Annotated in this window: 11 protein-coding genes; all 11 read right to left on the bottom strand. The window is 38.5% G+C overall.

Going from position 1 to position 14,047, the window contains the following annotated elements:
• Positions 1-99: 99 nt before the first annotated feature.
• The gene (hfq, locus tag AC1FXP_RS07985; protein WP_480060097.1) at positions 100-333 is read right to left on the bottom strand and encodes an RNA chaperone Hfq; all 234 of its coding nucleotides are present in this window, start codon (positions 331-333) and stop codon (positions 100-102) included.
• A gap of 30 nt (positions 334-363) precedes the next feature.
• The gene (miaA, locus tag AC1FXP_RS07980) at positions 364-1,308 is read right to left on the bottom strand and encodes a tRNA (adenosine(37)-N6)-dimethylallyltransferase MiaA (protein ID WP_480060254.1); all 945 of its coding nucleotides are present in this window, start codon (positions 1,306-1,308) and stop codon (positions 364-366) included.
• A gap of 43 nt (positions 1,309-1,351) precedes the next feature.
• Positions 1,352-2,128 carry a class I SAM-dependent methyltransferase gene (locus tag AC1FXP_RS07975; protein WP_480060095.1) on the bottom strand — a complete coding sequence of 259 codons (777 nt, stop codon included), beginning with the start codon at positions 2,126-2,128 and terminating at the stop codon, positions 1,352-1,354.
• A gap of 386 nt (positions 2,129-2,514) precedes the next feature.
• Positions 2,515-4,431, bottom strand: coding sequence for a DNA mismatch repair endonuclease MutL (gene mutL, locus AC1FXP_RS07970; protein ID WP_480060093.1), 1,917 nt, complete (start codon positions 4,429-4,431; stop codon positions 2,515-2,517).
• A gap of 16 nt (positions 4,432-4,447) precedes the next feature.
• Positions 4,448-7,051, bottom strand: coding sequence for a DNA mismatch repair protein MutS (mutS, locus tag AC1FXP_RS07965; protein ID WP_480060091.1), 2,604 nt, complete (start codon positions 7,049-7,051; stop codon positions 4,448-4,450).
• 138 nt (positions 7,052-7,189) lie between these two features.
• Entirely contained in the window at positions 7,190-7,753 is a 564-nt protein-coding gene (locus AC1FXP_RS07960; RefSeq protein WP_480060089.1) for an outer spore coat protein CotE, read from the bottom strand.
• Positions 7,754-8,163: 410 nt separating this feature from the next.
• Entirely contained in the window at positions 8,164-8,589 is a 426-nt protein-coding gene (locus tag AC1FXP_RS07955) for a YlbF/YmcA family competence regulator (protein ID WP_480060087.1), read from the bottom strand.
• Positions 8,589-10,199 carry a tRNA (N6-isopentenyl adenosine(37)-C2)-methylthiotransferase MiaB gene (miaB, locus tag AC1FXP_RS07950; protein WP_480060085.1) on the bottom strand — a complete coding sequence of 537 codons (1,611 nt, stop codon included), beginning with the start codon at positions 10,197-10,199 and terminating at the stop codon, positions 8,589-8,591. The genes AC1FXP_RS07955 and miaB overlap by 1 nt, the downstream gene beginning before the upstream one ends.
• Positions 10,200-10,743: 544 nt before the next feature.
• Positions 10,744-11,610 (bottom strand): 2-oxoacid:ferredoxin oxidoreductase subunit beta, encoded by an 867-nt coding sequence (locus tag AC1FXP_RS07945; protein ID WP_480060083.1) that lies wholly within the window; start codon positions 11,608-11,610, stop codon positions 10,744-10,746.
• Complete coding sequence (locus AC1FXP_RS07940; protein ID WP_480060081.1) at positions 11,611-13,374, bottom strand: 2-oxoacid:acceptor oxidoreductase subunit alpha; 1,764 nt, start codon at positions 13,372-13,374, stop codon at positions 11,611-11,613.
• Positions 13,375-13,710: 336 nt separating this feature from the next.
• Positions 13,711-13,971 carry a stage V sporulation protein S gene (locus AC1FXP_RS07935; protein WP_034632153.1) on the bottom strand — a complete coding sequence of 87 codons (261 nt, stop codon included), beginning with the start codon at positions 13,969-13,971 and terminating at the stop codon, positions 13,711-13,713.
• Positions 13,972-14,047 lie beyond the last annotated feature (76 nt).

The raw sequence follows: 14,047 nt of genomic DNA, 5'->3' as shown, positions 1-14,047 counted from the left end.
CACTAGAAAGACGATCCATTTCTAAATCAAAAAAAAAGATACTACCGCTCCAAAAAACACTTAAAAAATGTAAAAAAGCGCCCTTCTAGGCGCTTTTTCTTATTCTTGCTCTTCTGACTTCAGTTGGATGTTACGCTGCGGAGCAAATGTAGAAATAGCATGCTTATAAACAAGCTGCTGCTTCCCTTCTGTTTCTAAAATGACCGTAAAGTTGTCAAAGCCTTTGATTAAGCCACGAATTTGAAATCCGTTTGTTAAAAAGACAGTAACAGAAATATTGTCTTTACGTAATTGGTTTAAAAATTGATCTTGAATATTAATCGGTTGCTTCATCGGGGTGTCCTCCTCTAATTGACTCTCTCTTTATTTCGATATAAATGACAATTTTCCTTCAATAAAAGAACAAATTTCCTGGAATGTTTGGTCTGTTAATCCATCGGACATGTCAAACCATGTCGCGTCCGTTTTATTTCGAAACCATGTTAACTGTCTTTTGGCGTATCGCCTTGAGTTTTGCTTTAACATTTTAACAGCATCTTCTAATGACAAGTGACCGTTAAAATAATCATAGAGCTCTTTATAACCAATCGCTTGCACCGATTGACAATCTCTTATACCAAGGTCATATAAAGACTTTGCTTCTTCTAATAATCCTTGTTCCATCATAATGTCAACACGTTTATTAATTCGTTCGTAAAGCATTTCACGTTCCATCGTTAAACCGATAAAAGCTAATGAATATGGAGATTCCTCTTTTTGCTCTTCCGTTTGTTGGTCGGAGAAAGGAAGCCCAGTAGCTCGTGTTACTTCAAGTGCTCGAATGACACGTCGTACATTATTAGGGTGAATGAGTTGTGCAGCTTTTCGATCTACCTGTTTGAGACGATTATGTAATTGTTCATTTCCTATTTTACTTACTAGTTGTTCTAGTTCTTCACGATAACGTTCATCCGTCGGCAGTGATTCAAAGTGATATTGCTTTGTGATCGCATTTACATATAGCCCTGTACCACCTACTAAAAGCGGGACATGATTTTCGTTATTAATCTGAGAAATTAGAGGTATGCATCTTTCTTGAAATTCAGCAACTGAAAATGACTCTTTCGGATGTAATATATCAATTAAATGATGGCGAATCCCTCCCTGTTCTTCAGCGGTCACCTTCGCCGTACCAATATCCATCCCTTTATATACTTGCATCGAATCTCCACTAATAACTTCACCTTCGTATTTCTTTGCTAATTTAATACTCAATGCTGTTTTTCCAACTGCAGTTGGACCGACAATTACAATTAACTGTTCTTTCATCATCTTCTCCCTATTCCTTTAAATTCAAACGTCCGTGCATGGATTATTTTGAAATAATAAACCCATAATGAAACGCAGCGTGTTGCCTTTTCATTACATGAAATCCATAACGATTAAAACGTTCACTCTCATAATGATCTTTTAAAACAACACGGGATCTACTTACTCGTATTGCCTCGTCTATTACTTGTTTTGATAAGTCATCATGACACGCAAACTGTTTTAATGCCTTAATACCCGTTGAATTAGATAAATGCTGTTCGAACATAGGATCAAAATAAACAACATCAAACGAATTATCAGCTAGATTTCGAAGGTAGTCTTTATGATGTGCATGAACCACTTCGATCCTTCTCATTGCATCAATCATTAAAGCACCACCATCCTGCCAAGATCCAAGACCATGGCGGACAATACTAGCAAGCGTTTGATTGGCCTCTAAGCCTGTTACACGACCACTTTCTCCTACAGCAATTTTTGCAACTAGACTATCTGAGGCTAAACCTAACGTGCAATCAAGAAACGACATTCCTATTGAAAGATCAGCTGCAGCTACTAACGGATCATAATTTGTTTTTTGAAATTGCTTTACCCGAAACATAGCAGAGTTCGGATGATAAAAAAAGGGCTCTCCACCATCCTTTGAATAAAGAGTTACTTTGCCCTTTCCTATTACGAGAACATCCGCTTCATACAGTTGTATTAGGTCTTGAACAGAAGCCTCACTTCGGCGAATAAATGGAGCAGCTAATTCTAAGCTAAAGCGCAGTGCTTTCTCCTCCAATACGTCTGCTCCTTTCCTTGCTGTTGTAATGATCATGGTTTTATCCCCTATGTATTGTAAATGAATTGTTAGTATAGGTTGTTTTCGTTCTCACTTAATTATTAAAAGGCGGTATTTGTTTTTTGCCTCAATAGTGCGAACATGGTTGCGTTGGCTACGCACGCTGCGCGCCTTTTAGGAGAAACCCACTCCTAAAAGGCTTAAAAGATAGCAGCGGCTTCGCTCAACGCTTCGAGTTCATAGAAAAAGGTAAAGAGCGACCTTTTTCTTATATGTGCCGTAAATCGTGTGCGTTGGCTTCACTCGCCGTGCGCCTTTTAGGAGAAGGTCACTCCTAAAAGGCTTAAAACATTACGGCGGCTCCGCTCAACGCTCCGAGTTCATAGAAAAAGGTAAAAAGCGACCTTTTTCTATGAACTCTCTTACATCACTCGTTTAAACATTTTTTCTAATGCGTAGGTTGAGAAGTGCACGAGGATTGGGCGGCCGTGTGGGCAGGTGAATGGGTCGCTGCTTTTTCTGAGGGACTCGAGCAGTGCAAACATCTCGTCTTGACGGAGATGACGATTTGCTTTAATCGCTGCCTTGCAGGACATTAAGATCGCAGCCTCTTCCCTCAGTTTGGCAAGATTCACTTTACGATGCTCTAGTAAATAATCGATAATTTCACGGATCGTTTCTTCCTCATTTCCCTTAGGTAGCCATGTTGGGTGTGAACGAATGACAAACGCTTGCGTCCCAAACCGCTCTGGAAAAACTCCAACAGCGTGAAGATCATCGATATGTTCGTTTATCGTTGCAAACTCCTGAGCCGTACATTCTAGTGTAATCGGAACAAGCAATTCTTGAACGTGTGGACTCACTTCCACGACTTTATCCCTAAAAAACTCATACTTCACGCGTTCTTGGGCTGCATGTTGATCAATTAGATACATTCCTGTCTCATTTTGTGCAATTATATACGTCCCATGCATTTGACCGACAGGATAAAGGGCCGGTACCCGCTCACTCACCTTCTCTTGTTCGACTTCCGTTCCTTCCATTACCTCAACTGACTCTTCTTCTTGCTCAATAGCTGTTGCAATGCTCTCGTACGCACTTGCGACAGGCTGCTCATGGTCTTGAGGTCTTTGTTCATCCATTTTTCTAACATACTCTCTATCTTGTTTCACATCATCATCTACTTCAATATAGGTCGATGTTTTATCTTGCCACGTTTCATTTTCTTTTACTTGTAGTCCTACATTTACGGATGATTCAATTTCTGCTGGCTTTTCAAAATCAAAAGAAACTTGTTCACTTTTTAAGCTTGAGAAATTCGTTCGCTTTCTCGTATCTGCTTCTGGAATTAATGTTTCGGATTCAAATATTTGTTTGATTGATTGAGTAATTAATTGACCTAATTCCTCTTCTTTACTTAAACGTACTTCCAGTTTCGATGGATGAACATTGACATCGATTAATTTTGGATCCATTTTTATAGAAAGTACGACAAGAGGATAGCGTCCAATAGGTAGTAATGTATGATAACCGTTTTGTATCGCTCTAGCAAGTGCATAATTACGAATATACCTGCCATTAACAAAAATAGACATATACTGTCTTGACGCTCTTGTTAATTCAGGCAAAGCTACAAAACCACTTATTTCATAATCTAGCGACTCACCTTCAATAGGTTTTACCTTTTTTGCTACGTTTCTTCCATAAATTGAAGCAATTACTTGCCGAATGTCACCATTACCTGATGTTTTTAATACTTCTTTATCATGATGAGAATACTCAAATGCTACATGAGGATGCGCTAGTGCAAGTCGATTAATAATATCACTTACATTCCCTGCTTCTGTATGAACCGTTTTTAAATATTTTAATCTTGCTGGCGTATTATAAAAGAGATTCGTCACCGTAATCTCGGTCCCTTTTCGCGCCTTTGCAACCTTCTTATGCTTGATCACGCCGCCTTCTAACACAATTTCAGTACCTGGCCCTACTCCAATGCTTGTAGTTAGAGACACACGGGCTACAGAAGCTATACTCGGCAAAGCCTCTCCTCGAAACCCTAACGTTCCTATTTGAAACAAATCACGATCAGTCCGAATCTTGCTAGTCGCATGACGATAGAAGGCAGTTTCAACATCATCTTCGGCGATCCCATCCCCATTATCAACGATACGGATTGACGATAGTCCACCTTCTTCAATCTCAACAACAATGTGAGTACTATTTGCATCAAGAGCATTTTCCACTAACTCTTTTACAATTGACGCAGGACGTTCGACAACTTCACCTGCAGCAATTTTATTAGATAACGCATCATCAAGCTTTATAATTTTTGTCATCGAACCCCTCCTACTTTTATTTTAATAATCGTTGCAGTTCATTTATGAATTGAATCGCTTCAATTGGTGTCATATGAAGCACGTCTTTTTTAACAAGCTTCTTCAATACTTTTTCTTCTTGGCCAGAAAGTGCGACGGAAGCATTCTTTTCTTGCTGAGCCCCATCTTCATCACCAAATAAAGATAATTGTTGCTCTGGAGAGGAAGAAGGAAGTGTTGATTGATTGTTTGTTTTAGGTGCCGCTTTACCATCTTCAAACTGCTTTAACAAAGTTTCAGCACGCTCTGTTACCTCAGATGGTAACTCTGCTAACTCTGCTACATAAATACCATAACTACGATCCGCTTGCCCATCGACAACTTTATGCAAGAATACAACCGTTCCGTTTTCTTCCACTGCTGATACATGAACATTTTGCAAATCTACTAGTTCCTTATCTAATTGTGTTAATTCATGATAATGAGTCGAGAAAAGAGTTTTTGCGCGAACGATATCATGAATATATTCAATAATGGCTTGTGCCAATGCCATTCCATCATAAGTAGACGTACCTCTTCCTATTTCATCAAGCAAAATCAAACTATTTTGCGTTGCCTTTGTAAGAGCATAACGTGTTTCGAGCATTTCAACCATAAATGTGCTCTGCCCACTTGCAAGATCATCCGCAGCACCAATTCTTGTAAATACTTGATCAAATATTGGTAGTTCACACGAAGTCGCCGGAACATAACAACCAATTTGTGCCATGACGGCAAGCAAGGCTAACTGACGCATATAAGTACTTTTTCCTGCCATGTTCGGTCCAGTAATTAATAACATCTCACGCCCTTTTGTCATGTGTACATCATTCGCAACATACTGACCTCTTTCAATCACTGTTTCAACAACAGGATGGCGACCATCGACAATTACAATGTCTCTCTTTTTCGAGAAGCTTGGTTTTACATAATGGCGCTGCTCACTTACTGTCGCAAATCCTGCTAATACATCAATTTCACTAATAGAATGAGCCAATGTTTGAATAAATTGTAAATATTGTTTTGCCTCTTCTCTTACAGTTACAAACAAATCATATTCAAGTTGTTCCATTTTTTCTTCTGCTTCTAAAATTAACGCTTCTTTTTCTTTAAGTTCAGGTGTAATATAGCGTTCTGCATTCGTTAATGTTTGTTTGCGCTCATAACGACCTTCAGGTAATAAATGAGTATTCGCTCTTGTCACTTCAATATAATAACCAAACACTTTATTAAAGCCGATCTTCAACGAACGAATCCCTGTTTCTTGACGCTCTTTTTGTTCAAGTTCAGCAATCCACTGCTTTCCATTTTTACTCGCATCACGATACGTATCTAATTCTTCATGAAAACCAGGTCGAATCATTCCACCTTCTGTAACAGAGATAGGGGGATCCTCTACTAAGCTGCGATCAAGAAGTTCTATTAATTCAACAACTTGATCTTCATCGTGAAACCAGCGGCTAAGAGAAGATGGTGCCATTTTTCCAACTAGTTCTTTTATTATTGGTACCTTTTCTAAGGAACGCTTTAATTGAACGAGTTCACGAGCATTAACGCTACCATAGGCAATTCTTCCTGCTAGTCTTTCAAGATCATACACATGCCTTAACTCATCACGCAATTCTTCTCGTTCGAAATAGGAGTCTAAAAAAGATGTAACTAACCCAAGTCGTTCCTCGATGCCAGATTGATCTATTAAAGGTCGCTCCAACCAATTCTTTACACGCCTACCACCCATTGCTGTCACAGTCTGATCGACAATCGAAAGTAAAGATCCAGCCTTCTTCTTCTCTCTAAGTGATTCCGTCAACTCAAGATTTCTTTTCGTATGAGTATCCATTTTCATAAAAGAATCAAAATGATAATAAGTAACTTTTTGTAAATGATTTAATGAACGTTTTTGTGTTCTAATTAAATATTGTAAAAGTCTTGCGAAAGTAATTATCAGTTTTTCAGACTGTAAATCAGCACAAAGCTTAATATAGTTTTGATCAAGCTCTACCTTATCTTCATAGGAAACCGTAACCGAACACTTCTCTATAATTCGTTTTAAGATTCTCTCATCAAGATCTGAAGCAACTACTAACTCCTTTGTGCCTGAACTTGCAATATCATGAATAACATCTTCAAGTGCATCACCAATTAGCGTTACAGCACATTCACCAGTTGTTAGATCCGTTCTAGCAAGTCCAAAAGTTTGATCTTCAAATGCCGTCATTGCCACTAAGTAATTGTTTTCTTTTTCCTTTATGACATTTCCGTTCATCATCGTCCCTGGTGTAAGCATCTTAACTACTTCACGTTTCACTACGCCTTTTGCAACTTTCGGATCCTCTACTTGCTCACACAAGGCAACTTTGTAGCCTTTCTCAATTAATCGTGACATGTATTGATCAGCTGAATGATAAGGTACACCACACATTGGTATGCGATCTTCACCTTGTCCTCTACCCGTTAACGTAATTTCTAATTCTTGGGCTGCAAGTTTTGCATCCTCGTAGAATAATTCATAAAAGTCTCCGAGACGAAAAAATAAAAAGGCATCTTGATGCTGTGCCTTTATTTCTAAGTATTGTTTCATCATAGGGGTAATTTGTGCCATAATATCCTCCACCGTACATAATTAATACGATTTATTATATCATAGCCACTATGAATCTCGCATTAGGGAGTCTTTTACTGTATGGGATTTACTTTATGAAAAAAATGAGAGCAAACCTTGGCGGCTTGCTCTCTCGTCTTATTTATCAAATTCACTGTGTAAGAAATTTGGATCAAGACGCTCATACTCCTCATCGCTCACATCATCTGCCGCTTGTGCACTAGGAAAATCCTCTAAAAGACCATCAGAATTTACGGCTACAGCAACCTTTGTCTCACCGATACACTCTACTAGAAACTCCCGCTCTACCTGTACATCAACATTCGCTCCGTTTTCAGAGATTGTTGCTTCCAATGTATTTGGCTGCTGAACTGCTCTTGCAATAACGTCCATTTCATCAGATAGGATATTTTCATCCTGCATGGAAAGTGGAATTACATCAGAGTAAGTAACGGTTTGCGTTGCAACATCTGTCTTCGTATTTTTATTATACGAAAACCAAACGTTGATATCATAGCTCCCTTGCACCACTACAGAGTCGCCCTTCTTATCTGCTGAATACTTATGATTAATAATCCAGCAGCCTAGAATGCTTGACGGTCTGTGTGAAGGGCTAATCGTATGTGTTGCTTCTGAAAACTTACGACCTTTTCCACATACCGCTTTTGTAATAATTTCACGATAGTTAAATTTTTGAGACATGAAACAAAACCCTCCTCTTTCTCATATCATATCGAGTTGTCGGTCGCTCGTGTCGGCTCAACGTGCCAAATTCGCTCCGCCAAATGCTTCACTGTCATCCTATGCAGGGCGAATAACCAATGTGCGAAAAAAGAATGTAAGATGATAGCAAAGCGTTATCTATATCACGATATGTTGAGTTTTCAAAGTTTAGTACATCAATCGAGAAAAGTTCTTAAAAATATCCAGTTTCTTTGCATTGACAGGTTACAACCAAATTTTTTTCAACACCAATTAGTCAAAAAGTAGAAAAAAGGGCTATTAATTATTTATAGAGAAAGTAACTTATTTATGACCACTTTTTCTTTTAATAGTAAAAAAAAACAGATCTATTCATCTTATCGAATAGATCTGTTTACCAAACCTCTTAATTATTGACAACCACCATCAAAATAAGGGTTTTTCGTCGTTGTTCCTTTTACTAAATCTCCACCCATTGAAGTAATAATCTCTTCAGTCACTGCTTTAGAAATTGTATTTGAAACCATCTGCAATAATTCATTTACTTCAATTTGGCTCGATTTGAATTCTTGTACTAATGGAATCGAATCAATTTCTTCGTGCAATGCATCAATTTTAGCTTCCACTTCTTTTAGCGCTTCAGCCTTTCCATAATGCTGGAGATTTACCGCTTCTTTTTGAAGCTTTTTAATTTGCGCGATCAGCTCTTGTACTTTTAGATGCTCATTTATTTGTTTTTCAGCTCGTTTAAAGAAGTCCACTTCTTCTGTTTCTGCCATCATCTTTGCTAATTCTCTAGCTTTATTACGAATATCTTCTCTTGTATATGTTGTCATTATTGTTTTACCTCCGCCATCTCAACCATTTCACCATTTAACGACCATGTCTTTGCTTCTGTCACTTTAACATAAACAATCTTACCAATTACCGATTTAGGAGCTACAAAGTTCACTAAACGATTCGTTCTTGTTCGGCCTGCTAACACGTCAGGATTTTTCTTACTTTCTCCCTCAACAAGAACTTCAACAATCTGATCTTGGTAATCAAGGTTTTTCTTTGCTGAAATTTCATTTACAAGTGCATTTAAACGCCCTAGACGCTCACGTTTAACTTCCATTGGTACATTATCTTTCATTTTTGCAGCTGGAGTTCCTTCACGAGGTGAGTATATATATGTGTAGGCACTATCAAACTCAATCTCGCGTACAAGAGAAAGGGTCTCTTCAAATTGCTCCTCTGTCTCATTCGGGAATCCAACAATTAAGTCTGTTGTAAACGATGCGTTTGGAATCGCCATTTTTATTTTATAAGCAAGCTCTACATATTGCTCACGTGTATATTTTCTAGCCATTAATTTCAAAATCTCAGAGTTACCATGCTGAACTGGCAAATGAATATGCTCAACTAGGTTTCCACCTTTAGAGAGTACAGATATTAGGTGATCATCAAAGTCTCTCGGATGACTTGTTGTAAAACGAACACGCGGAATATCAATTTTATGAATTTCATCCATCAAATACCCTAGGCCGTAATTTTTTCCTTCTAAATCTTTCCCATAAGCATTTACATTTTGGCCAAGTAAAGTAATTTCCTTGTAGCCTTGTCTAGCTAAATCGCGGACTTCGGCAATGATATCTTCAGGAAGACGACTTCGCTCTTTTCCACGTGTGTAAGGAACGATACAATACGTACAAAACTTATCACAGCCATACATGATATTTACCCATGCTTGTGTTTTTCCTTGACGAGCACGAGGCATGTTTTCAACAATATCGCCCTCTTTAGACCAAACTTCAACAACCATTTCTTTCCCATAGATAGCATTTCTTAAAAGCTCTGGCAAACGATGAATGTTATGGGTACCGAAAATTAAATCAATGTGCTGATGTTTTTGCATGATACGGTTTACAACTGATTCTTCCTGTGACATACAGCCACAAACACCAACTATCAATTCTGGTCGTTCAACTTTTAATGCTTTTAAATGACCAATTTCACCAAACACTTTGTTTTCAGCATTTTCACGAATCGCACAAGTATTTAATAAAATGACATCCGCTTCCATTGTTTCCTCTGTTGATTCAAAGCCCATTTCCAGTAGGAGACCTGCCATATTTTCTGAATCATGTGTATTCATCTGACAGCCATAAGTACGAATAAGGAACTTCTTACCATTCCCTATTCCCTTCATCTCTTCAGGAATTAGACTGTCTGGACGTATGACTTGTACATCCTCTTTTCCTCGGCGCTTTCCCTGCTTATAATCTGGTTGATCATAAATAGAAATGTCTCGCCCTTCGATCCGGATTACCTTTTTATTATCTTCCTCTGATATCACTTTAGCATTTGAGAAATCAAAATATTTACTATAGTCTTTTTTCTTGTTTTCTTTATCTATAGGTTCATTTGTATTTCCTAAACGTCCTAAACGTTGATCTTCATTCATTGATAAAAACTCCTTTCATCAAGCTTCTAAAAGCAAACAAATAGAAAGCTCACTGTACGTGAGCGAAATTTTGCATAGTTTCCTTCATACATTATACGTGGAACTTTCAAGAAACTCAATGAATCTTGTTTGTCTATCTTTTAACAAGTCGGTAGGTAATTGAAAAAAAAAAGACGCAGAACTCTTTTATTTGAGTAGTGACTTTTAATAGCTTTAATTAGTTTTTTTTAAACAGAAACATTTGTTTCATACATAATAGTGCGAACATGTTTGCGATGGCTTCACTCGCCGTGCGCCTTTTAGGAGAAGACCGCTCCTAAAAGGCTTAAAACCTAGCAGCGGCTTCGCTCATCTTCCTCTGTTTTTTCAAGAAGAAAGGTACCTGTTTGTACGTAATAGTGCGAACATGTTTGCGATGGCTTCACTCGCCGTGCGCCTTTTAGGAAAAACCCACTCCTAAAAGGCTTAAAACATTTACGGCGGCTTCGCTCATCGCTTCGCAAAAAGACCAAAAGGGAAGATCGTCCTTTTGGTCTTTTTGCTCTTACATAAATTCTGCCATTAGTTTGTTGAACTTTTCTTCTGTTAGCTCTAAATTTTGGTGTGCTAATGGTTTTTCGTCGTATGAGTCGATTAACTCTTGGTATGACTTTTGTTCTGTGTTTTGGTAAATGAGACCTGTTACAAGACCGTTATGTTCCATTAATGTTTGCATAGCAGTCATGCGGTTGGACGGATCGTAATTTTCAACATCTGCAAGCTTCGTAATATTTTCCTTAAACCAATCATACGTGTTCACTTTATTAAATGTAACACAAGGACTAAATACGTTAATGAGAGAGAAGCCTTTATGGTTAATCCCTTGTTCAATTAATGAAGTTAATTCCTTCAAGTCACTTGAGAAACTTTGTGCGACAAACGTTGCCCCAGCAGTTAATGACATTTCCATTACATTTAGAGCTGATTCAATGGAGCCGCCCGGTGTACTCTTTGTTTTAAAGCCCATGTCGCTACGTGGTGATGTTTGCCCTTTCGTCAAGCCATAAATTTGGTTATCCATGACGATATACGTTACATCTATGTTACGGCGAATAGCGTGAATCGTATGTCCCATTCCAATAGCAAAGCCATCCCCATCTCCACCAGACGCAATAACTGTTAAATCACGGTTAGCCATTTTGACCCCTTGTGCGATTGGTAGAGCGCGCCCGTGTACGCCGTGAAAACCATATGAATTAATATAACCTGAAATACGACCTGAACAACCAATACCAGAGATTACAGCAAGGTCATCTGGCTCTAAACCAACATTTCCTGCAGCACGCTGAATTGCTGCTTGAACAGAGAAGTCCCCACAGCCAGGGCACCAGTTTGGCTTTACTTTGTTTCTAAAATCTTTAAATGTTGCCATCTAAACCAACTCCTTGCTTACATCATGTAGTTCCTTACAAGTTTCATGTAATTCACCAGGTAAAAATGGGTTTCCGTCATATTTCAATACATTTTCAATTTTCACATTGCCAACATTCATTTTAATAATGTTGGCTAATTGAGCTGTCGCATTGTTTTCTACTACGACTACTTTTTTAGCACGATCAATTAATGGCTTTAATTCATCCGTTGGGAAAGGGTGTAACAAACGAATCTGCGCATGGTTCACTTTAATGCCATCTACTTCGAGTCTTGGCATTGCCTCTGCAATTGTTCCACGTGTAGAGTTGACCCCAATGACCAATAAATCCGCTTCAGCATGCTTTGCATCTACAAAAATAGGGTCTTTAAACTGTTTTGGTAAATTCGCTACTTTTCGCATCCGCTTATCCATTTGATTCTTACGATTTTCAGGACTTTCAGACGGTTTTCCTGTTTCATCGTGCTCAACACCTGTCACGTGATGAATTCCGTTCTTCATGCCTGGAATCACTCGATTCGAAACACCTGATTCTGTTAATTCATAGCGTTTATAATACGCTTTGTCTTCTCGTTCTGGAATCTCTTCCCCTAACTGCAGCGCACCACGACGAATTTCTACTCTACTATAATCAAGCGGTTCTACAGTTTGTTTCCCTAACGACAAGGCAAGGTCTGTCACTAAAATAACTGGGCACTGGTATTCTTCTGCTAGATTAAAAGCTTCAACAGTATCGTAGAAAGCTTCCTCTACAGTACTCGGTGTGATAACAATTTTTGGAATGTCTCCATGTGTACTAAAAATCATGGCCATTAAATCTGATTGTTCTTGTTTCGTAGGTAATCCCGTACTTGGCCCCCCGCGTTGCGTATCCATAATAACAAGCGGTTGTTCCGTCATACCCGATAAGCCAATCGCCTCAGCCATTAAAGATAAGCCAGGACCAGCTGAAGCCGTAAACGAACGTACTCCGGCATAATTCGCACCAATGGCCATTGTACATGCAGCGATTTCGTCTTCTGTTTGAATAACTGTACCACCAAATTCAGGCAATTTTTCAATCATATATTCCATAATTTCAGATGCAGGTGTAATTGGATACGCTGCCATGAAACGACTTCCCGCTGCAACAGCTCCCATTCCAATTGCATCATTTCCGATCATAAACATTCGCTTTTTGCCATCAGCCGGAGCCAGTTGCAATTCAGGCATGTCTGTCCCTGCTTCTTTGCGGAAGTAAGCAGCTCCTGCGCGGATCGCCTCCATGTTCTTCTCAACAACACTTGTTCCTTTTTTCAAGAAAAGATCTTCAACAACATCTTTATACGTATCAGGCGCTAAACCTAGAATCGCACTTGAAGCCCCGACAGCAACCATATTCTTCATTAAAGATGTACCTAGCTCTGTCGCTATCTCCGTAAAAGGTACAACAAAAAGGCGTACATCATAACCTTCCGTTACGACAGGATTAAATTTAGCATCAGCAATAATAATGCCATCTTCACGTAATTCATGAATATTAACATCAATTGTTTCTTGATCAAACGCCACTAAAATATTTAAATCATCTGAAATTGAATTTAAAGGGGTCGTACTTACACGAATCTTATTGTTCGTATGTCCACCTTTGATACGTGAAGAAAAATGACGATACCCAAATAAATAATAACCATGACGATTCAATGCAGAAGCAAAAATTTCACCTGTACTTTCAATTCCTTCCCCTTGCTGACCGCCAACTTTCCATGATAACTGCTCTCTCACACTCTCCACCCCTTGCTTGTCTATTAGACTAAAAACACGAAATATCAAATTATTGTCATAATATCACATTTCCGAGTAAATTAATAGACTTACTCGCCTATTACAATAAATATATATCTTAAACGTTCTTATATTAGTCCCAAACTTGCTAAAAAGCAAGACTTTTCAAAGATAAGTAAATTTAATTTAAAGTTTTCATATGTAAACTAGAGTGTATTTCTATATATACAGAAATCAATCTATTCTAAAGATTATTTATTATTATTGATAAAACTAAAACACGGAAAAATGCCTACTTACAAATATGTAAGTAGGCATTTGGCAGAGCACCATTTTTTATCTGGGCTCAACGATAATTTTCATAGCTGTTCGCTCTTCTCCCTCAATTTGAATATCAGTAAAGGCCGGGATACAAACAAGGTCAATACCACTTGGGGCAACAAATCCCCTCGCAATCGCAATCGCTTTTATTGATTGATTAAGCGCTCCTGCTCCTATTGCTTGGATTTCTGCCGCTCCCCGTTCACGTATGACCCCAGCTAACGCGCCAGCAACAGAGTTGGGAGTAGATTTTGCTGAAACTTTTAAGACTTCCATTTCTTGTACCTCCTCTTTATGTGAAAAGTGGGCTGTCCATGATTACGATCGTTTTCATGCGTTCAACAGTGCAATT

It is taken from the genome of Halalkalibacter sp. HAAS-P013, assembly GCF_056619925.1.
Note: the sequence above shows the minus strand (reverse complement) of the source record. Positions and strands in the feature narration are given on the sequence as shown.